This is a genomic window from Saccharothrix carnea (assembly GCF_003014735.1).
GTDB lineage: Bacteria > Actinomycetota > Actinomycetes > Mycobacteriales > Pseudonocardiaceae > Actinosynnema > Actinosynnema carneum.
Genome location: NZ_PYAX01000004.1, coordinates 514,936 through 535,008 on the forward strand (window position 1 = coordinate 514,936; position 20,073 = coordinate 535,008).

The following is a 20,073-nucleotide window of genomic DNA, read 5'->3' on the forward strand; positions in this document are numbered from 1 at the left end:
GACTCCGCGCGCCGGAACCCGAATCATCTCCGGCGTGCGAAGCGCTGTGGCCGTGACACCCGTGCAGCTCCCCGAGGTGCTGCTGCACGTCGCTGTCGTGCGCCCGGTGTTCCTGTGGGGCGCGCCGGGCATCGGCAAGTCGTCGCTGGTGCGCGAGTTCGCCGACTCCCTCGGCCTGGAGTGCGTGACGCTGCTCGGCACCCAGCTCGCGCCCGAGGACCTGATCGGCGTGCCCGAGCTCGTCGACGGCCGGTCGCGGTTCGCGCCGCCCGAGTCGATCGCCCGCGACGAGCCGTACTGCCTGTTCCTGGACGAGCTGAACGCCTCCTCCCCCGAGGTGCAGAAGGCGTTCTACTCGCTGATCCTGGACCGCCGCATCGGCACCTACGAGCTGCCCGAGGGCTCGGTGGTGATCGGCGCGGGCAACCGCGCCACCGACAACGCCCTGGCCCGCCCGATGGCCTCCGCGCTGGTGAACCGCATGGTGCACGTCCACCTGACGGCGTCGCCGAAGGACTGGCTGGCGTGGGCTGCGGGCGCCGGCATCCACCGGTGGGTGCTGGACTACCTGACCCAGCGGCCCGATCACCTGTGGAGCGCGCCGCCGAAGGTGGAGGAGCCGTTCTCCACGCCGCGCGGCTGGCACATGCTGTCCGACGCGCTGCACTCGTACGGCGACGACGTCACCGACGACGTGCTGGCCGTGCTGGCGTTCGGCACGCTCACGTCGTCGCACGCGTCGATGTTCAAGGCGTACGTCAAGACCGTGCGGCACGCGTACGGCCTGGATGCGGTGCTGCGCGGTGACGCCCGGTGGCCGCACGCGCCGGAGGACCGGGACCTGCTGTACTTCCTGGCCGAGGCGTTCCGGGCGCGGCTGGTGAAGGAGCTGCCCGCCGACAAGGCGCACGCGCCCGCCGCGGGCAAGGTGTTGGCGCACCGGGGCAAGGCGCTGCTCGTGGAGCTGGCCGAGCTGTCGCTGGAGATCGCGCAGGTGGTGATCGCCGCCGACGAGCACGGCAACTCGGTGCTGCCCGCGTGGTTCCTGGTCGAGGTGACCCGTGACCTCCCGCGCCTGGTCGCGGCACGCGCGTGACGTCCCAGGGGAAGCGGACCCGCGTCGACCCCGGCGCACAGGCTTTCGCGGACGCGTGGCAGCTCGTCCGGGAGCACCCGCTGTTCGCCCCGATGGCCAACCGGACCTCCCCGCTGCGCACCGGCGACCGGCCGTGGGCCTCGGTCGAGACCTCCGGCCGGCTGCGGGCGCACCGGACCCGCGTCGCCGAGCCCGACGAGTGGGCGTGGGTGTTCGCGCACTGCCTGCTGCACCTGGGTTTCGCCGTGGTCGGGTGCCGGGAGGTGGTGGAGTTCCAGGCCGCGGTCAAGGTCGGCAGGCGGCCCGACTCGTGGGACGAACTCGGCTGTCTCGACGTGACGCCGCCCGGACCGAACACTCCACAATGGATGGACCTGTTCGCCGCGGGCCTGTCCGGCGCGGCCGTGGCGGCGGTGGACGTGGCCGGTGGCGCGCGCCGACACCTCGCGGACCGGCGGCCGACGCGTTCGGTGTGGGACCTGGCCTTGAACTGGTTCGTGGCGTCCTACCCGCTGCTGGGCGCGTTGGCGTCGGGCATGAAGGTGGTCGCGGACGCGGACCTGGCGCGGGGCTGGGACATCTCCACCGCCGCGGTCGACGCGTCGCTGGGCGAGATCTACGTCAACCCACTCGTGCGCCTGACGTCGGCGGAGTGGCGGTTCGTGCTGGCGCACGAGATGCTGCACGCCGCGCTGCGCCACGCCGACCGCGCGGACGGCCGCGACCCGTACCTGTGGAACGTCGCCGCGGACTTCGTGGTCAACGGCTGGCTGGTGGAGATGGGCGTGGGCGTCGCACCGGACGGCGTCCTGCACGACCCCGACCTGGCCGGGCTGTCGGTGGAGTCCGTCTACGACCGGATCACCACCGACCTGCGCCGCTACCGCAAGCTCGCCACGTTGCGCGGTCGCGGCTCGGACCTGCTCGGCGATCCCGCCCGCGGCCCGCGGCACACCGCGGACCTGGACGGGTTCTACCGCCGTGCCCTGCTGACCGGCCTGAGCTACCACACCACCGAGCGCGGCCTGCTGCCCGCGGGGCTGGTGGAGGAGATCCGCGCGCTGGAGCAGCCGCCGTTGGACTGGGACGCCCGGCTGGCGCGGTGGTTCGAGGAGCACGTGCCGGCGGTCGAACGCCGTCGCACGTACGCCCGCGCGTCACGCCGCCAGTCCGCCACCCCGCACATCCCGCGCCCGGGGTGGGTGCGGCCGGAGGAGGTCGAGCGGCGGGCGACGTTCGGCGTGGTGCTGGACACCTCGGGTTCGATGGATCCCCAGCTGCTCGGCAAGGCGTTGGGCGCCATCGCGTCGTACGCCCTGTCCCGGGACGTCCCGGCGGCACGGGTGGTGTTCTGCGACGCGGTGGCCTACGACGCGGGGTACGTGCGGGTGGAGCAGATCGCCGGCCGGGTGCGCGTGCGCGGCCGGGGCGGCACGGTCCTGCAGCCGGGCGTCGACCTGCTGGAGCGTGCCGACGACTTCCCCGGCGACGGCCCGATCCTGGTCATCACCGATGGGCAGTGCGATTACGTCCGGGTGCGCCGCGAACACGCGTTCCTGGTCCCGAAAGGCGCGCGCCTGCCGTTCCGGCCCCGCGGACCCGTGTTCCGGATGAGCTGACCGGCTCGTCAGAGCGCTACTCTCCGCGCCTGTGACAGCACTCCTCGCAGGCATGGTCGCTCTGGTCACCGGTGCCGGTGGGCTCGTCGGGCGCGGGATCGCGACGAGGTTCGCCCAGGCAGGTGCCGCCGTGGCCGTCCACAGTCGACACACCGACGTGACGGACCTGGTCGCCGCCATCACGGCGGGCGGTGGCCGGGCGATCGCGTTGCGCGCCGACCTCTCCGACGAGGACGAGTGCCACCGGCTGGTCGAGGACGCGGCCGAGTGGACCGGGCGGTTGGACGCCGTGGTGAACAACGCGGGCGTGCAGCCGGTCCAGGGCCTGGCCGGCATGACGGCCGCGCAGTGGCGCGAGGTGGTGGACGTCAACCTCACCAGCGCGTTCTCCTGCACCCAGGCCGCGGCCGACGTGCTGCCGGCCGGTGGGTCGGTCACCCACATCGCCTCGATCGAGGGCACGCACCCGGCCGCCGGCCACGCGCACTACAGCGCGTCCAAGGCAGCCCTGATCATGCACGCGCGGTCGGCCGCGCTGGAGTACGGGCCGCGTGGCCTCCGGGTCAACACCGTCTCACCCGGCCTCGTCGACCGGCCCGGGTTGGCCGACGACTGGCCCGAAGGGGTCGCCCGGTGGACGGCGGCCGCTCCGCTGGGGCGGCTCGGTCGACCCGAGGACGTTGGTGACGCCTGCGTTTTCCTCGCCTCGCCGATGGCCTCGTGGATCACCGGAAACGACCTGGTGGTGGACGGCGGCATCTCCGCGCGACCCACTTGGTGAGCAATTCCGACCCTGGTGGAAACGTTAATTCACAGATTACGACATCCCGGTGAGATGGGAAATCGGCCGAATAGCGACCGCCCGATCAGGTCACCCCGGTGCCATGCGACGAACACGAACCCTCATGGCGTCCTTGTTCGCATCAGGCCTGTTGGCCGCTCCGCTGATCGCCGCCGGCACGGCGTCCGCCGCGCCGCCGGAGACCGATCTCGTGCTGGCGGTCCACCAGGAGGAAACCGGGGTCCAGACCACCCGGCTGACCTGCGATCCGGCCGCGGGAGACCACCGGGCGGCGCAGCTGGCGTGCGGCGAGATCGAGGCGGCCGACGGTGACTTCACGCAGTTGCCCGGCACCGAGCCGCAGGTGTGCACGTTCGACTACCGACCGGTGACCGCGATCGCGTTCGGCTCCTGGCGCGGTGAGCCCGTGCGCTACGTCCAGGAATTCCCGAACCGGTGCGTGATGGAGCAGGAGACCGGCGCCGTTTTCTCGTTCTGACCGTTTCCCACCACAACCGACGACCCCGCGGCCGATCCCCGGTCGCGGGGTCGTCGCGCATTTCCCACCATTCGGCGGCGACACGCGTACCACGGCCGTGCACGGAGATGGTTGTTGTTGCGAAGGAGGTTAACCGTCCGCCACGGGGGTAGCTCGGTAGGCGAGAGCACTCGACCGTGAGGAGTCCGTCGTGGACGAGAACCAGGTGGGTGCGGTCCGCGAGACCGCCGGACAGGAGGGCACCGCCGTGGCGCAGCACGCCATGCAGGCCGCCGGAGAGGTGCGTTCGACCGCACGTGAGCAGGTCGGACAGGTGGCCCACGAGGCGACGGGCCAGGCCAAGCACGTGGTGCACGACATGCGTGAACGGGTCGCGTCCGAGGCCGAGGAGCAGGCGCGGAAGGTGTCGCGGCAGATCGACCGGATCGCCGACGAGCTGGGCACGATGGCCGATGGCTCGGGCCCCGACTCGCTGACCGCGGGCGCGTTGCGCCAGGTCTCCGACGCCGGTCGGCAGGCGGCGCGCTACCTCGACGAACGCGGTGCGCGCGGGCTGCTCGACTCGGCGCAGGACTTCGCCCGGCGCAAGCCGGGGACGTTCCTGATCGGCGCTGCGGTGGCCGGTTTCCTGGTCGCCCGTGCCGCGAAGAGCATGAGCGGGTCCGACCAGCCGCGCCAGGCCCAGCCGCAGCGCGGCTACACCGACCAGACGCCGACGACGCCGGTGACCACGCCGTCCGCGGTGCCGACCCCGTCGCCCACGCCGATGGCGCAGCCCGCGTACGGCACGGTGGCACCGCAGGCCCCGTCACAGCACCCGACACCGTCGCCGCGCACCCCGTACCAGTCGGAGGGAGCGCCGTATGTCCAGCGCTGAGGCCCGGATGACGGGGGCGCACGTGCCGGAGAGCCGGGTGCCGACCGGAGCCGTGCCGGGCGGTGGCGTGTCGGGCGGTGCCGTGCCGGCCGACGACCAGGCCTCGCTGGGTCAGCTCGTCGGTGAGCTGACCGAGGACCTGTCGCGGCTGATGCGCCAGGAGCTGGAGTTGGCCAAGGCCGAGATCCGCGAGGAGGCGTCCAAGGCCGGCAAGGCGGCCGGGATGCTGGGCGCGGCCGGGTTCGCCGGGTACATGACCGCGGTCCTGCTGAGCCTGGCGCTGGCATTCGCGCTGGCCACGTTCATGGGCCTGGGTTGGGCGACGCTCGTCGTCGCCGTGCTGTGGGGCATCGCCGGCTTCGCCCTGTTCTCCGCCGGCCGGTCACGGCTGCGCAAGGTGAACCCCAAGCCGGAGCGCACCATCGAGACGTTGAAGGAGGACGCGGAATGGGCCCGTCACCCGACCAAATAAGGCACGACATCGACCGGACACGCGCGGAACTGGTGGCGGACGCCAACCGGATCGTCGACCACACCAGGCCGCGCAACATCGCACAACGCCGGGTTGACCGGGTCCGTCACCGGATGAGCACGTTGAAGGAGCGAGTCATGGGCACGGTTCCGGAGACCGCCTCGACCGTGCAGGACCGCACGGCGGGCATGGCGTCCACCGTGGGCGAGAAGGCGCAGGGCGCCGCTGCCACGGTCAGCGACAAGGCCCAGCAGACCGCGTCGGTGGTCGGCGAGAAGGCGCTGGAGGCCGCGCACGCCGTTCAGCAAGCGCCTGAGCAGGCTCGACAACAGGCCCGCGGCAACCCGTTGGCGGCGGGCCTGATCGCGTTCGGCGCGGGTGCGCTGGTCGCCACCCTGATTCCGGCGACCAGGGCCGAGCAGGACGCCGTGCGGCAGCTCAGCGAACGCGCGAGCGGCGCCATCGAACCGGTGAAGGAGGCCCTCACCGAGTCCGCGCAGAAGCTGAAGGACGACGCGAGCACCGCCGTGGGCGAGGCCGCGGAGCAGGTCAAGCAGGTCGCCCAGGAGGCCAAGCAGACCACCGTGGAACAGGCCAAGGGCTCCGCCCAGGAACTGGGCCAACACGCCCGCGAATCCAGCCAACAGGTGAAATCCGAAGTCCGCAACCAGTAACCGACACGCCGGCGGCGCCGACCCTGACGGGCTCGGCGCCGCCGGCGTGCGTTCTCAGCCTTGCCGCGAGGTGGCATCGTCCAGCCACACCAGGTGCACCTGCCGGACCCCAGCCGACCGCGAACTGATCTCGAACAACACCCTCGCGCTCTCGGCACTCTCGGAGCTCAAGCGGAACCCGCCCTCCACCGAGTCGACCTCGACCCGATCGGCGAATGCCAACCCGTAGCCAGCGGCACGGAGCTCACCCTCGCCGCACTCCTCGACCACGGCCAACCTCCGCGGCGCGTCCTCTTCGGCCACTTCTCGCAGCAACATGGCGAACACGTCGTCCTGGCCCACGTCCGTCGACTCGTTCACACACCCTCCAAGTTCTCCTACCTTGTCGCTCGGCACAGTTGTTCCTTCCACTCGGCTTGTCGCGGACGGTGTTCTGTCTTGATCAAGAGTGGGATCACGGTGGCCCGTGCGACAGCGCCAGGACGTTCCCCGGCGTGGCCGGTCTGTGGCAGCGGTACGCTTGACCAGCGATGACAGTCAGCGGGTCAACGCCAGGAGGTCACTCGATGGCAGTACGGCGAACCGGTTTCACCCGCGCCCGGAAGGCGGCCGGTTTCACCCAGGAGTCGTTCGCCGAAGCCATGAACGTCGACCGCTCGACCGTTGCCCGTTGGGAAACGGGGGCACGTGAACCCCTGCCCTACCAGCGGCCGAAGCTGGCCCGCCTGCTCAAGATCAGCGGGGACGAGCTGGACGAACTACTGTCCCCCGTCGCCGCACCGACCGCAGTCGTTCAGCCTTGGGCCGCGCCCTCGACCGCCCACGACGACGAGGAAGACGCGCTCGAACTCGTGCGCCGGATCAACGCGAGCGACGTCGGCTGGGAAACGTTGGAGCGGCTGGAAGCGGCCGTCGACGAGATGGCGATCGCGTACCCGCAGACGCCGCCCGCCGCACTGCTCGGCCGGATTCGCCGACACCTGGGGTACGTCGCCCGGCTGCTCGACGCGCGCAAGACGCTCGCGGAACACCAGCGGCTGCTTGTCGTCGGCGGGTGGTTGTCGTTGCTCGGGGCCACGGTGCACATCGACCTCAACCAGGCGACGGCGGCGAAAGCGCGGCTCAAGACCGCCGAAAGCCTGGCCGCGCACACCGGTCACGACGAGATCCGGGCCTGGGTCCACGAGACGGAGGCGTGGCGCAAGCTGACGGACGGCCACCACGCCGAGGCGTTGGAGCTGTCACGCACGGCCAAAGCCATCGCGCCCGCCGGTGGCTCGGCCGCGATCCAGGCGGCAGCCCAGGAAGGTCGGGCCTTGGCACGCCTGGGCCAGCGGCGTGAGGCATACGCGGCGATCCAGGAGGTGCAGCGGCTTGCCGGAGGCTTGACCAGGCCGGATCGCCCCGAGCACCACTACCGCTACGACCCCGACAAAGCCGTGGCGTACACGGCGACGACGCTGGCGTGGATCGGTGACCCGGCGGCCGAGGGGTATGCGCGCGAGATCATCCGCAGGCTCGGCGGCGGAGACGATCCGGCCACGTGGCCGCGTCGGGTGGCCTCGGCGAACATCGACCTCTCACTGGCGCTGCTGGTCGACGGCCGGCTGGATGAGGCGTGCGGCCACACCATGCGCGCCATCACGTCCGGTCGCGTGGTGCCGTCCAACCGGTGGCGGGCGGCCGAAGTCGTCCACGCCGTCGAAGCCGGTGGCCTGCCCGAAGCCGTGGACTTGCGGGAGGCGTACGAGGAGATGGCGAAGCGGTAGGTCAGTCCGAGGCCAGGATCGGTCGGGCCACGGCGAAAGCGCGGTTCGCGGCGGGTAGGCCCGCGTAGATTCCCACCTGCAGCAGCACTTCCTTGATCTCGTCGGCCGTCACGCCGTTGCGCAGGGCGGCGCGCACGTGCATCGCCAACTCGTGCTCCTGCCCGAGAGCGGCCAGCATCGCCAGCGTGACGCAGGACCTCACCCGCCGGTCGAGGCCGGGCCTGGTCCACACCTCGCCCCACGCGTAACGGGTGATGAAGTCCTGGAAGTCGGCGGTGAACGCGTCGGTGTCCGCCACCGCGCGGTCGACGTGCTCGTCACCGAGCACCTCCCGCCGCACGCGCATGCCGTCCTCGAAGGAAGAGCTCACAGGTGCGCCTCCAGGATCGCCGACACCTCGTCGGCCGCCTCCACGTTCGCCAGGTGCGCCCCCGGCACGAGGTGGAACGACGCGCCGGGGATCCCGGCGGCGATCAACCGACCGCACTCCGGCGGCGTGGCCTCGTCGGACGTGCCCGCGATGACCGCCGTCGGGGCCTCGATCACCGGCAGCACGGACCGCAGGTCCATCGCCGCCAACGCCTCGCAGCACCCGGCGTACCCCTCATCGTCCACTGAGGACAGACCCGCCTCGAACGCGGCCACCACCTCGGGCGACCGCGAGCGGAACGCCGGGGTGAACCAGCGGCCGACCGCGGTGGACCCGAGGGAACCGGTGCCGGTCGACCGCACGGCCGCGGCGCGGTCCAGCCACGGCTGCGCGGTCGGGAACCCGGCCGACGTGCAGCACAGCACCAGCCGCTCGATCCGCTCGGGCGCGTGCCCGGCGAGCCACATGCCGACCATCCCGCCCATCGACACACCGCAGTACGACACGCGGGCCAGGCCCAACGCGTCCAGCAGCTCCAGCACGTCGTCGGCGAGGTCGTCGATCCGGTACGGGCCGGGAACCGCGGCACTGCCGCCGTGACCCCGGTGGTCGTAGCGCAACACCCGGAACCGCCGGTGCAGCACGGGCAACTGCCGGTCCCACAACGCGGTCGTGGTGCCGAGCGAGTTGCCCAGCACGACGACCGGCGCGTCCGGCGGCCCGCTCAACTCGTAGTGCGGCTTCACGGCCGGCCCCTCCCCCGGTGCGCCGCGAGGGCGCGGTCGGTGAACTCGCCCGCGCTGCCGGTGTACCCGGCCGGGTCGAGCGCATCGTCTATCTCCTTCTCCGACAACCCGATCCGCAGGTCGGCCAGCAGCGCCGCGCGCAGCGGCTGCCCGGCCGCCACCGCGGTCCGGCACACCTCGGCCACCAGGTCCTGCGCCTCGGCCCGGCCGATCCTCCTCGCCAGCCGCACGGCCACGTTCTCGGCCATCAACAGCCCACCGGTCAGGTCCAGGTTGCGCCGCATCCGCTCGGGGTCGACGCGCAGTCGCGACAGCAGCTCACGGGTACCGCGCACGGCACCGCCCACCAGCCGCAGCAGCTCGGTGACGGTCTGCCACTCGCTGTGCCACCCGCCCGCCGCGCGTTCGTGCTCCTGCGCCATCGCCGACAGCACCGTGGCCACCAGCCCCGGCACGCGGCGGGTGCCCGCGGTCACCAGCACCGCGCGCACCGGGTTGTGCTTGTGCGGCATCGCCGACGACGTGCCGCCGTCGCCCTCGGCCACCTCGGCGACCTCGGTCTGCGCGAGCAGCACCACGTCCTGCGCGATCTTGGCCAGCACCCCGGACGCCTCGCCGAGCGCGCTCGCCAGCTCGGCCACCCGCGTGCGGTTCGTGTGCCACGGGATCAGCGGCGCGACCAGGCCGAGCTGGGCGGCCAGCTGCCCGGTCAGGTCGACGCCCGAGCGCACCGCTGCCTGCGTGCCCGCCGCGCCGCCGAACTGCACCGCCAGCCGTTGCGTGCGCACGCGGGTCAGCGCGTCCTCGGCCTCGTCCACCGCGACCAGCCAGCCTGCGCACTTGAGCCCGAACGTCGTCGGCAGCGCGTGCTGGGTCAGCGTGCGGCCGGCGATCAGCGTGTCCCGGTGCCGCTGGGCGAGCCGTTCGCACTCGGCGGCCACGCCGCGCAGCCCCGCCATGATCGGCCCGAGCGCGCGGAATGCGACCAGCGACAACGCGGTGTCCATCACGTCCTGGCTGGTGGCGCCGTTGTGCACGGCCGCGCGTCCCTCGGCGGTGACGTGCGCGCCGATCGCCCGGACCAGCGGCACGACCGGTGTGCCCGAGGTGAGCGCGCTCTCGCCGAGGACGACCGGGTCGTAGTTGCCGACGTCGATGGCCGTCACCACCATCCGGGCGGCCTCCTCGGACACCAGGCCCGCCCTCGCCTGCACGATCGCCAGGGCGCGCTCGAAGTCCAGCATGGCCCGCAGCCACGCCCGGTCGCAGGTCTCGTCGTCCACGTCCGGGTCGGTGAACAGCGTGCCCCACAGCGAGCGCGGCGCGCCGGACCGGCCGCCGTGCTCAGAGGTCGAAGAAGACGGTTTCATGCTCCCCTTGCAGGTGGATGTCGAAGCGGTAGCCCGGCGGCTCGCTCCGGGCGATGAGCGTGGCCCGCCTGGCCGGGTCGATCGAGGTGAGCACCGGGTCCTCGGTGTTGGCCTCCTCGTCGGGGAAGTAGATCCGGGTGACCAGTCGCACCAGCATGCCCCGGCAGAACACCGACACGTTCAGGTGGGGTGCCTCCGTGCCGTTCCCGCTGTTCCCGTCGCTGTTCCCGCTGTTCCCGCCGCCGTTCCCCGCTGAACGGCCCCCGACCGCGGGCAGCGGACCGGGCTTGACGGTCAGCAGCGAGTACCGGCCCCCGGGGTCCGTGGCGCTGCGGCCGAAGCCGCGGAAATCCTTCCACCGCACCGCGCCGCGCGGGTCGTCGGGGTGGTCGAACCGGCCGTCCGGGTCGGCCTGCCACGTCTCGACCACCGCGTCCGGCACCGGCACGCCCGCGCCGTCGTACACCGTGCCGCCGATCCGGAACGCGCCGGGCGTGCCCTCGGGCACCACGAACGGCCCGTCCTCCCACACCAGCCCGAACGAGAAGAACGGACCGACTGTTTGCGACGGCGTCGTCTGGAGTTCACTCATCGTCGTCCTCCTCTTCCAGCGGCGTGGGGTTCTTGCCCCGCAGCACGATGTCCCACCGGTAGCCCAGCGCCCACTCGGGCACGGTCGTGCCCAGGTCGAACCGGGCCACCATCGCCGCGCGGGCCTTCGGGTCGCGGACCGAGTTGAAGATCGGGTCCTGGTCGAACAGCGGGTCGCCCGGGAAGTACATCTGGGTGATCAACCGCTGGGTGAACGCGGTGCCGAACAGCGAGAAGTGGATGTGCGCGGGCCGCCAGGCGTTGTCGTGGTTGCGCCACGGGTACGCGCCGGGGTGGATCGTGGTGAACGAGTAGCGGCCCTCGGCGTCGGTGATCGTGCGGCCCACGCCGGTGAAGTGGGGGTCCAGCGGCGCGGGGTGGCGGTCGGCGTCGTGCCGGTACCGGCCGCCCGCGTTGGCCTGCCACACCTCCAGCAGGGTGCCCGCGACCGGACGACCGTCGCCGTCGAGCACGCGCCCGGAGACGATGATCCGCTGGCCCTGCGGCTCGCCGTCGTGGCCGAGGGTCAGGTCGTTGTCGTGCGGACCGACGCGGCCCTCGCCGAGCAGCGGCCCGGTGATCTCGCCCAGGCGCTGCGGCAGCAGCACGAACGGCCGGTGCGGCGCCCGCAGCACGTTGGACCGGTACTCGGGGAAGCTCACGGGCGGGTGCGACGGCGTGTCGGAACGGTAGGTCGGCACCGAGGTTTCTCCTGTTCGTCGTGCCGAGGGGGAACGGGCTAGCGGGTCAGCTCGCGCAGCACCGCGAGTTCGCGGTCGGTCGGCGGTTCGCCCCGGCCGAGGTCGTCGGCGACCTTCAGGTCCCAGCCGGTGCGCTCGCGCGCGGTCGCCAGGTCCACGCCGGGGTGCAACGCGGTCAGCACCAGCTCACGGGTGTCCGGGTCGGGCCGCAGCACGCCCAGGTCGGTGATCACCAACCGCGGCCCGGCGCCGGTCAGCCCCAGCTCCTCCCGCTCACCGGGCCCGGACCCGAAGCCGAACGAGGTGACGAAGTCGACCCGCTCCACGAACGCCCGCCTGGTCTGCCGCACCACCACGACGACCTCGCGGCACGACGCGGCGATCTCGGGCGCGCCGCCCGCGCCGGGCAGCCGCACGCCGGGGTTGCGGTAGTCGCCGCCGATCACGGTGGTGTTGATGTTGCCGAACCGGTCCAGCTGGGCCGCGCCGAGGAAGCCGACGTCGATCCGGCCGGGCTGCAGCCAGTAGTTGAAGATCTCCGGCACGCCCACCACGCTGACCGCCGTGTCGGCCAGCACCCCGTCGCCGATCGACAGCGGCAGCCGGTCCGGTTTCGCGCCGATCGTGCCGGACTCGTACACCAGCACCAGGTCGGGCGCGTGCGTGCGGCGGGCCAGGTTGGCCGCGGTGCTGGGCAGCCCGATGCCGACGAAGCACACCGCGCCGTCGCGCAACGCCCGTGCCGCCGCGACCGTCATCATCTCGTCCGACGTGTAGGTCACGCGATGCTCTCCAACCACTGCGCGAACTCGTCCCGGTCCCGGCTGATCGCGTCCCACGCCACGTAGAAGTCGTTGTCGCGCACCGAGTAGTCGTGCGCGTAGGACGGGTGCGCCCCACCCGGCACCTCGGCGACGTAGTCCACCACCCACGACGGCAGCACCACCGCGCCCGGCCGCGGCTCCAGCTCGTCCACGACCTCCTCGACGGTGACCAGCGAGCGGGTCGCGGCCAGCACCGCCTCCTTCTGCACGCCCGTGATGCCCCACAGCTGCACGTTCCCGTGCCGGTCGGCGCGCTGGGCGTGCACGACGGCGGCGTCCAGCTCCAGCGCGGCCACGGCGGTCAGCACTTCGCCGGTGAACGGGCACGTCACCGACGCGATGTTGGCGGTCTGGGCGGGCAGGTCGGTGCCGGTGTAGCCGCGCAGCACGGCGAACGGCAGCCCGGACGCCGCCGCGACGTACCGGTTGGCCATGCCCGCGTGGCTGTGCTCCTCCAGCTCCAGCGGCCTCGGCCAGCCGTGCTGCACGGCGTCGCGGAACCGGTGCAGCGAACCGACACCGGGGTTGCCGCCCCACGAGAACACCAGCTTGCGCGCGCAGCCCGCGCCGATGAGCTGGTCGTACAGCACGTCGGGTGTCATCCGGACCAGGGTCAGCCCACGCCTGCCCTGCCGGATCACCTCGTGCCCCGCGGCGAACGGGATCAGGTGCGTGAACCCCTCGAACGCCACGGTGTCGCCGTCGCGCACGACCTGCGCGACGGCCTCCGCGAGGGGTGCGATGGTGGCCACTCCGACCTCCCGTTCCGATCGGCCGTGCACCGGCTCTGACGTGCGGCGAACGCTAGGTAGGCGGTCCGGAGCGGGTCAACGGGATCTTCCACTCACCGGAAGCCGCGAACCCCTACCTTCTGAACCGGACGTGCCCGCCGGCCGAATTGCCTGGTGTCAGCTCGTGCGTCCGATGGAGGGATCGAGCATGTCCACACCGCTCACCGGCCGACGCGCCGCCAAGGCGTGCGCCGCGTTGGCCGCGGTCGGCGCCACGGCCCTGGCCACCGGCCTGCTCGGCGCCTCCGGTGCGGGCGCGTCGAGCCACCGCGAGGCGCCGCTGATCGCGGGCGACCCGGCGGTCGACAACACCGACGTCTACGCGTTCGTCAGCCCCGACCACCCGGACACCGTGACGCTGATCGCGAACTTCTCCCCGTTCCAGGAGCCGAACGGAGGCCCGAACTTCTACCCGTTCGCCACCGACGCGCGTTACGACCTGAACGTCGACAACGACGGCGACGCCCGCGCGGACATCACCTACCGGTTCACGTTCCAGAACGACGACCGGCGCGGCAAGTCGACGTTCCTGTACAACAACGGCGCGGTGACGTCGTTGGACGACGAGAACCTGCTGTTCCGGCAGACCTACACGCTGGAGCTGGTGGACGGGCGCGGCGCGTCCACGAAGCTGGTGCGGAGGGGCAGGGTCGCGCCGTCCAACACCGGGCCGAAGTCGATGCCGGACTACCGCGCGTTGCGCGACCAGGCGATCACGCCGATCCAGGGCGGTGCCAAGGCCTACGTCGGGCAGGCCGACGACCCGTTCTTCCTGGACCTGCGGGTGTTCGACCTGCTCTACGGCGCGGACCTGTCCGAGGTCGGGCAGGACACGCTGCGCGGCTACAACGCCAACACGATCGCGTTGCAGGTGCCGAAGGCGTGGCTGGCGTTGAAGGGCGACCCGAAGCGCAACCCGGTGATCGGGGTGTGGGGCGACACCGAGCGCCGGTCGATGGAGCTGAGCCCCGGGCGCTACCGGGCGCACGGCGACTGGGTGCAGGTGTCCCGGCTGGGCAACCCGCTGGTCAACGAGGTGGTGGTGCCCGCGGGGCTGAAGGACAAGTTCAACTCGCTCACGCCCGACCAGGACGGCGAGGTCGAGGAGCTGGTGGACCGGGTGACGAACCCGGAGCTGCCCACGCTGGTGGAGGCGATCTACCGGGTGCCCGCGCCGAAGGGTCGGCGTGACGACCTGGTGGAGATCTTCCTGACCGGCATCACGACCGAGCTCGGCGGTCCGATCAAGGCGGACCTCAACTCGCAGGTCGTCAACGCCGACGTGGACGAGCGGAGGTTCGTGCCTTCGGAGCAGCTGCGGTTGAACATGTCCGTGGCGCCGGCGGCCGAGCCGAGCCGCCTCGGTGTGCTGGGCCGGGACAACCAGGGTTTCCCGAACGGGCGCAGGCTGGCCGACGACGTGCTGGACATCGGCTTGCAGGCGTTGGAGGGCGCGGCGGTGACCGGCGTGGTCGAGGCGCTGGCCGCCGGTGACGAGGTCGACGCGAACGAGAACGCGTTCGAGAAGGCCTTCCCGTACGTGGCGCTGCCGAACAACACCGCGGTCAACGCCGGCGGTGCGGAGGTCGCGATCAAGCCGACCGCGGGTGGCGGTGTGCCGACCGCGCCCCTGTTGAGCGGACTGCTCGCCATCCTGCTGATCGGCGCCGGGGCCTGGGTCCTGCGCCACCGCGGTCGGCAGGACTCCCCGACCGAGTAGTCCTCGTCCCCCTTGGAGGGTCCCCCGCCCTCCAAGGGGGGCATCTCCCTCGTCGGAAGGTCCGCCGTGATCAGGCTCGTCGCCGTGACCGCTGTCGTGGGCGGTATCGCGTTGCTCAGCACGGCCGTGTCGGCACTGTCCACTTCGGACTCGACTGCTCCGTCCGGCGCGGTGGCGGAGGCCGCCACGCACCGGACCGTCTCGGCGTTGCAGGACAAGCTGCGCCGCACGCCGTCCGACGCGGGCGCGTGGGCCGCGTTGGGCTCGGCTTACGTGGAGCAGGCCCGGATCACCGGTGACCCGTCGTACTACGCGAAGGCGCGCGGTGCGCTGGACACTTCGGTGCGGCACCAGCCGGAGGGGAACGGGTTCGCGTCGATCGGGTTGGGCGCGTTGGCGAACGCGCGGCACGATTTCGCGGCGGGCCTGGAGCACGCTTCGCGGGCGCGGGAGTCGTTGCCGGACACGGCCGAGGTGTACGGGGTGCTGGCGGACGCGTTGACGCAGCTCGGCCTGGCGGGTGAGGCCACGGCGGCGGTGCAGCGGATGCTCGACTTGGAGCCCGGTGTGCCGTCGTTCACGCGGGCGGCCTACGACTTGGAGCAACGCGGGGATGTGGCGGGGGCACGTGAGGCGTTCGAGCGGGCGCTGGGTGCGGCGGCGGCTGCGGCGGACGTGGTGTTCTGCCGGTATCGGTTGGGTGAGCTGGCGTTCGACCGCGGTGATTTGGACGAGGCGCTGGCGCAGTACGAGCAGGGGTTGGTGGTCGACCCGCGGGACGTGATGTTGTTGCGGGGCAAGGCGAAGGTGACGTTCGCGCGCGGGTCGGTGGACGAGGCGTCGCGGTTGTTCGCGGAGCTGGTGCGGCGCAGGCCGTTGCCGGAACTCGTGCACGAGTACGCGAACCTGTTGCGTGCGGCGGGAGGTGACGCGGCGCCGCAGTTCGCCGTGCTGGAGCGGCAGTTCGCGTTGGTGCCGGACGACTTGGCGGCGTCGGTGGTGGCGGCGGACCGGGGTGACGCGGCTTCGGCGTTGCGGCTGGCGGAGGCCGAGTGGGGACGGCGGCGGCACGTGCTGGTGGCGGACGCGGTGGCTTGGGCGTTGCACCTGAACGGCCGGCACGAGGAGGCGTTGGCGTTCGCCGATCGCGCCGTGTCGTCGGGGTGGCGCAACGCCGTGTTCCTGTACCACCGCGGGATGATCCTGGCCGCGCTGGGCCGTTCCGCCGAGGCCGTTGCAGTACTGGACGAAACGTTGCAGATCAATCCGCACTTCTCCTTCGTGGACGCCCCTCGTGCACGTGCGACGTTGGAAGGTCTGCGGTGAGGCTCATCGCTGCGGTTCTTCTCGCAATGTTGCTGTTTCCAGTGCACGCCACCGCGCACCCGTTGGGCAGCTTCACGGTCAACCACTACCACGGGATCACCGTGCACCCGGACCGCGTGATCGTGCGGGCGGTGGTGGACACGGCGGAGATCCCGACGTTGCAGGAACGGCCGGCGGAGGTGGGTGATTACGCGGCGCGGGAGTGCGCGGCGTTGGCGCGGGCCACGGTGGTGGAGGTGGACGGCCGAGGTGTGCCGGTGGAGGTGCGGTCGAGTGCCGTGGAGTTCCCGCCCGGTGACGCGGGCCTGCCCACCACTCGGCTGACGTGCGTGGTGGAGGCCGGGGCGTCCGGGGCGACGGTGGCGGTGCGCGCGGGTTACCGGGACGACCGCGTCGGCTGGCGGGAGATGACGGCTGTCGGTGCCGGTGTCGCGCTGCTCGACCCGCCGGTGCCGGGGGTGAGCGTGACGGGTGAACTGCGGGAGTACCCGGACGACCTGCTGTCGGACCCGTTGGACGTGCGTTCGGTGGTGCTGCGGGTCGGTGCCGGGTCGTCCTCGCCGGCGGGCGGTGCCGCGGAGGTGGGTGGGTCGTCGTTGCCGGGTGTGGCTGCGCGGGCGTTCACGTCGTTGGCCGGGGTCGGGGACCTGACGCCGTTGGTCGGGGTGTTGGCGGTGCTGTTGTCGCTGGTGCTGGGTGCTTCGCACGCGGCGTTGCCGGGGCACGGCAAGACCGTGATCGCGGCTTGCCTGGCGGGCCGGGCGGGGACGCCTCGGGACGCGCTGGTGGTGGGTGCGACGGTGACGTTGACGCACACCGCCGGGGTCCTGGCGTTGGGGCTGCTGATCAGCGCGACCAGTGCGGTGGCGGGCGAGGCGGTGCTGCGGTGGCTGGGCCTGGTGAGCGGACTGCTGGTGACCGTGATCGGCGCCACTCTCTTGCGCGCATCCCTGCACCACCGCCGGCCTGCCCCCGCCGGCCATGGGCATGGCCACGGTGTGGGGCGGGTCGGGCTGGTCGGGCTGGGGGTGGCCGGTGGGCTGGTGCCCAGTCCGTCCGCGCTGGTCGTCCTGCTCGGCGCGGTCGCCTTGGGGCGGACCTGGTTCGGGGTGCTGTTGGTCCTCGGTTACGGCCTGGGCATGGCCGCCACGCTGACCGCGGTCGGCCTGCTCCTGGTCCGGTTGCGGGATCGCCTGGTGGCCGCCGAACGCCTGCGCGACCGCTTCACCGCCCTGCCCACCGTCACCGCGGCCCTCGTGTCGATCGTCGGAGCGGGACTGGCCTTGCGGGCGGTACTGGGGTGGTGAGTAAGTTGCGCACTGTGACGACGCCGGTGGTACGCGTGATCGAGTGGTCGGGCAAGTCCTGGGACGGCCCGTCCGAGACAGCCCTGCACGACCTGCTCGCCGACCTGGACCTGACCCATCGACACCTGGTCGTGGAACGGCTCGACCTGGAGCCCGCCGGGCAGCACTTCATGCGGGTGCACCTGAACGACGACCTCAGCCACCTCGTGGAGTACCGCGACGGGGAACGCCGGTTCCAGGCGCAGGTGCCCCTCCAGCCCGACGTGATCGGCGTCGGACCGGTCGCGGCGGTCCTCGCGGACTGGGCGTTCGGCCGCCAGGGGTGGCGCGAGGCCCTGCACTGGGTGCCGCTGTCGCTGGATCAGCCCGCCAAGTCCTGACGGCTCGCCGGGTACGACGGCCACGGCCCCAGTTCGGGCAGCGGCACGGCGGAGGTGGGCGGCTCGTCGGGCACCCGGCCGGCGAGCCAGGCGGCGAGGTCGCGCACCCCGCCGACCACCTCCGTGCCCGTGCCCCACGTCCGCGGCGAGTCGGTCGCCCGCAGGGAAACGCCCTCGGGCAGCCTCGGCCGCAGCACGCCGATGGTGTGGACGGCGAACTCCGCGCTCCACTCCCCCGGCCGAACGCCGAGGTCGAGGTCGAGCAGGTGGATCCACACCTCGCGCCAGCGGGTGAACACCGGCGGCACGGGATCGGGCGCGTCGGCGGGCTCCGACCAGTCCCGGATCCCCGCCCACGCCCGTTCCAGGCGCTCGTTGTGCTCGGCGGTCGCGGCCCGGTGCCCGTCCGCGCCACGGGACGCGGTGGCCTCGATGATCGCGTCCCGCTCACCGGGTGCCCACATCTCGACGTGCTCGCCACGTGACGCGTGCCCGACCACCCGGCTGCGGGCACGGGCCGCGTCGGCGAGGTGCGCCAGCACGTGCCCCCGCGTCCAGCCGGGCAACAGCGACGGCTCCGCGACCTGTTCGTCGGTGAGGTCGGCGATCACGTCGAGCAGCCGGCGGTGGGCGTGTGCGACCGCGTCCAAAGGTGGCTTCACGTCACCTGATCCTAGGGACCGGAGACGTCCGGCGGTCCGCACTCGGGCAGACCGCGGCGGTCGCCGGCGCTGTCTAAGGTGCCGCCTGGAGCACCAAGAGGGTCAGGTCGTCGTGCTCCGCCGAACCCAGCCAGTCGAACACCACGCGCCGCAGGTGGTCGGACACCGCGTCGGCCGACAGCCCGGTGCAGTCGGCCAGCGCCGCCTTCAGCCGCACGTCGCCGAACAGCTCCTGCCGGTCGTCGTACTTGCGCGCCTCGGTCAGCCCGTCGCTGTAGAGCAGCAACGTCTCCCCCGGCGCGAGCGCGACGGTCGTCTGGTTGAACCGCACCTCCGGCAGCACGCCGACGATCCCGCCGTGCACCGCCACCTCGTCCACCCGCCCGTCGGCACGCAGCACCAGCGGCGCGGGGTGGCCGCCCGCGGCCAGGGTCAGCCGCAGCCCACCGGCCTGCACGGGCACCATCGCGCCGACCACGAGCGTGGTGAACAGCCGGCTGCCCGCGGCCCGCAGGGCGGCGTTGAGCAGGTGCAACAACTGCGCGGGCCGCTGCTCGACCACGAGCAGGGCGTGCAGGCTCTGCCGCACCCGGCCGCTGTGCGCCGCCGCTTCCAGCCCGTTGCCCGCCACGTCGCCGAGCACGAACGCCGCGCTGCCGTCCTCACGCGGGTGCACGTCGTAGAAGTCGCCGCCCACCAGCACCTGCCGGTGCGCGGGCTCGTACACGCCGGCCAGGCGGACACCCGGCACCTCGGGCAGCGGGGTGGGCAGCAGGTTGGCCCGCAGCGCCTCCACGGTCTTGCGCTGCTCGCCGAACCGGGTGCTCACCTCGACCGCCGCCGCGGCCCGTTCCGCGAACCGCTTGAGCAGGTCGACGCGCCACGTGCCGCCGAAGCACACCAGCGCGCCACCCTCGGTCAGCGGCACGGCCACGCCCACCCCGGACGCGCCCCACGGGCCGTCTCCCAGTTCGGTCAGCTCGGCGTGCTCGACCCGCCGTTCCAGCACGGCGGTGAAGCCGGGCGCGGTTCCCGCGACCTGACGTGTGGTGCGGGCCACCGCGACGTCACCGGCGGGGGTGCGCCGCCACCACTCCAGCCGGCCGCGCAGGCCCGGCAGCACGACGACGGTGTGCTCGGCGGGCGCCAGCTCGACCACCGTGCGCAGGGCGTCCGCACGGTCCGTGATCGACGCCAGGCGGTGCGCGGCGTCGTCGAGGTAGTCGTCCACACCCCGGTACCAGGCGACCCACCCGCCGCCGAGGTCCTGCCGACGCGCGCCGCGGCCGTCGTCCGGCAGCGCGGAACCCGTCCGCGCCTGCGTGAACAGCACGGATGCGAGAGAGTTGACCAACCGGACGACGCCTTCCGGGTCCAGCACGACGACGGCCTCGTGGAAGCCGTCGACCACACGACGCCACGCGTCGAGGTCGAGGCCCGTGTCGGCGCCTTGCCGGTAGCCCTGGGCCATCACGGCTCCTGTGTGTCGGGTTCGACC

The 20,073-nt window shown here is 72.5% G+C and carries 22 protein-coding genes; 12 read left to right on the forward strand and 10 right to left on the reverse strand.

What is annotated here, in order from left to right:
* Positions 1-34 precede the first annotated feature (34 nt).
* From B0I31_RS13940 to B0I31_RS13970, 7 genes are all read left to right on the forward strand, one after another.
* A complete protein-coding gene (locus B0I31_RS13940) occupies positions 35-1,096 on the forward strand; it encodes an AAA family ATPase (RefSeq protein WP_106615768.1) in 1,062 nt (353 codons plus the stop codon).
* Positions 1,093-2,715: a vWA domain-containing protein gene (locus tag B0I31_RS13945; protein ID WP_245949878.1), complete on the forward strand. Its 1,623-nt coding sequence runs from the start codon at positions 1,093-1,095 to the stop codon at positions 2,713-2,715. The genes B0I31_RS13940 and B0I31_RS13945 overlap by 4 nt, the downstream gene beginning before the upstream one ends.
* Before the next feature lie 52 nt (positions 2,716-2,767).
* Positions 2,768-3,496, forward strand: coding sequence for an SDR family NAD(P)-dependent oxidoreductase (locus tag B0I31_RS13950; protein ID WP_106615769.1), 729 nt, complete (start codon positions 2,768-2,770; stop codon positions 3,494-3,496).
* Positions 3,497-3,620: 124 nt separating this feature from the next.
* Positions 3,621-3,995 carry an SSI family serine proteinase inhibitor gene (locus tag B0I31_RS13955; RefSeq protein WP_181320157.1) on the forward strand — a complete coding sequence of 125 codons (375 nt, stop codon included), beginning with the start codon at positions 3,621-3,623 and terminating at the stop codon, positions 3,993-3,995.
* 190 nt (positions 3,996-4,185) lie between these two features.
* Positions 4,186-4,872, forward strand: coding sequence for a hypothetical protein (locus B0I31_RS13960; protein ID WP_106615771.1), 687 nt, complete (start codon positions 4,186-4,188; stop codon positions 4,870-4,872).
* A complete protein-coding gene (locus B0I31_RS13965; RefSeq protein WP_245949879.1) occupies positions 4,859-5,344 on the forward strand; it encodes a phage holin family protein in 486 nt (161 codons plus the stop codon). Before B0I31_RS13960 ends, B0I31_RS13965 begins: the two co-directional genes overlap by 14 nt.
* On the forward strand, positions 5,320-6,018 hold the full coding sequence (locus B0I31_RS13970) for a DUF3618 domain-containing protein (RefSeq protein WP_106615773.1): 699 nt from the start codon (positions 5,320-5,322) through the stop codon (positions 6,016-6,018). The genes B0I31_RS13965 and B0I31_RS13970 overlap by 25 nt, the downstream gene beginning before the upstream one ends.
* Before the next feature lie 54 nt (positions 6,019-6,072).
* On the opposite strand, the gene B0I31_RS13975 is transcribed toward B0I31_RS13970, so the two are convergent.
* A complete protein-coding gene (locus B0I31_RS13975) occupies positions 6,073-6,378 on the reverse strand; it encodes a hypothetical protein (protein ID WP_106615774.1) in 306 nt (101 codons plus the stop codon).
* Between the two features lie 206 nt (positions 6,379-6,584).
* On the opposite strand from B0I31_RS13975, the gene B0I31_RS13980 reads away from it, so the two are divergent.
* Complete coding sequence (locus B0I31_RS13980) at positions 6,585-7,787, forward strand: helix-turn-helix domain-containing protein (protein WP_106615775.1); 1,203 nt, start codon at positions 6,585-6,587, stop codon at positions 7,785-7,787.
* Position 7,788: 1 nt separating this feature from the next.
* Here the strand turns inward: B0I31_RS13980 and pcaC are convergent, their stop codons facing one another.
* Genes pcaC through B0I31_RS14015 form a run of 7 tightly spaced genes read right to left on the reverse strand, consistent with a single transcriptional unit; the run spans position 7,789 to position 13,141 of the window.
* Positions 7,789-8,157 (reverse strand): 4-carboxymuconolactone decarboxylase, encoded by a 369-nt coding sequence (pcaC, locus tag B0I31_RS13985; protein ID WP_281262295.1) that lies wholly within the window; start codon positions 8,155-8,157, stop codon positions 7,789-7,791.
* Positions 8,154-8,903, reverse strand: coding sequence for a 3-oxoadipate enol-lactonase (gene pcaD, locus B0I31_RS13990; protein WP_106615776.1), 750 nt, complete (start codon positions 8,901-8,903; stop codon positions 8,154-8,156). Before pcaD ends, pcaC begins: the two co-directional genes overlap by 4 nt.
* Complete coding sequence (gene pcaB, locus B0I31_RS13995; RefSeq protein WP_181320158.1) at positions 8,900-10,273, reverse strand: 3-carboxy-cis,cis-muconate cycloisomerase; 1,374 nt, start codon at positions 10,271-10,273, stop codon at positions 8,900-8,902. Before pcaB ends, pcaD begins: the two co-directional genes overlap by 4 nt.
* Positions 10,248-10,865 (reverse strand): protocatechuate 3,4-dioxygenase subunit alpha, encoded by a 618-nt coding sequence (locus B0I31_RS14000; protein ID WP_106615777.1) that lies wholly within the window; start codon positions 10,863-10,865, stop codon positions 10,248-10,250. The genes pcaB and B0I31_RS14000 overlap by 26 nt, the downstream gene beginning before the upstream one ends.
* Positions 10,858-11,565: a protocatechuate 3,4-dioxygenase subunit beta gene (gene pcaH / locus B0I31_RS14005; RefSeq protein WP_106615778.1), complete on the reverse strand. Its 708-nt coding sequence runs from the start codon at positions 11,563-11,565 to the stop codon at positions 10,858-10,860. The genes B0I31_RS14000 and pcaH overlap by 8 nt, the downstream gene beginning before the upstream one ends.
* A gap of 38 nt (positions 11,566-11,603) precedes the next feature.
* On the reverse strand, positions 11,604-12,326 hold the full coding sequence (locus tag B0I31_RS14010; RefSeq protein WP_106615954.1) for a CoA-transferase subunit beta: 723 nt from the start codon (positions 12,324-12,326) through the stop codon (positions 11,604-11,606).
* Between the two features lie 17 nt (positions 12,327-12,343).
* The gene (locus tag B0I31_RS14015; protein ID WP_106615779.1) at positions 12,344-13,141 is read right to left on the reverse strand and encodes a CoA transferase subunit A; all 798 of its coding nucleotides are present in this window, start codon (positions 13,139-13,141) and stop codon (positions 12,344-12,346) included.
* Between the two features lie 187 nt (positions 13,142-13,328).
* Here B0I31_RS14015 and B0I31_RS14020 point away from each other — a divergent pair, with 187 nt between their 5' ends.
* The 4 genes from B0I31_RS14020 (at position 13,329) to B0I31_RS14035 (ending at position 17,913) form a co-directional block, all read left to right on the forward strand.
* Complete coding sequence (locus tag B0I31_RS14020) at positions 13,329-14,900, forward strand: DUF4331 domain-containing protein (RefSeq protein ID WP_106615780.1); 1,572 nt, start codon at positions 13,329-13,331, stop codon at positions 14,898-14,900.
* 84 nt (positions 14,901-14,984) lie between these two features.
* A complete protein-coding gene (locus B0I31_RS42570; RefSeq protein WP_106615955.1) occupies positions 14,985-16,226 on the forward strand; it encodes a tetratricopeptide repeat protein in 1,242 nt (413 codons plus the stop codon).
* A gap of 26 nt (positions 16,227-16,252) precedes the next feature.
* Positions 16,253-17,533, forward strand: coding sequence for a High-affinity nickel-transporter (locus B0I31_RS14030; protein ID WP_106615781.1), 1,281 nt, complete (start codon positions 16,253-16,255; stop codon positions 17,531-17,533).
* A gap of 14 nt (positions 17,534-17,547) precedes the next feature.
* Positions 17,548-17,913: a hypothetical protein gene (locus B0I31_RS14035; protein WP_106615782.1), complete on the forward strand. Its 366-nt coding sequence runs from the start codon at positions 17,548-17,550 to the stop codon at positions 17,911-17,913.
* On the opposite strand, the gene B0I31_RS14040 is transcribed toward B0I31_RS14035, so the two are convergent.
* The gene (locus B0I31_RS14040) at positions 17,895-18,575 is read right to left on the reverse strand and encodes a maleylpyruvate isomerase family mycothiol-dependent enzyme (protein ID WP_245949880.1); all 681 of its coding nucleotides are present in this window, start codon (positions 18,573-18,575) and stop codon (positions 17,895-17,897) included. The genes B0I31_RS14035 and B0I31_RS14040 overlap by 19 nt on opposite strands.
* Positions 18,576-18,648: 73 nt before the next feature.
* Positions 18,649-20,046 (reverse strand): PP2C family protein-serine/threonine phosphatase, encoded by a 1,398-nt coding sequence (locus B0I31_RS14045; RefSeq protein WP_106615784.1) that lies wholly within the window; start codon positions 20,044-20,046, stop codon positions 18,649-18,651.
* Positions 20,047-20,073: the final 27 nt, after the last annotated feature.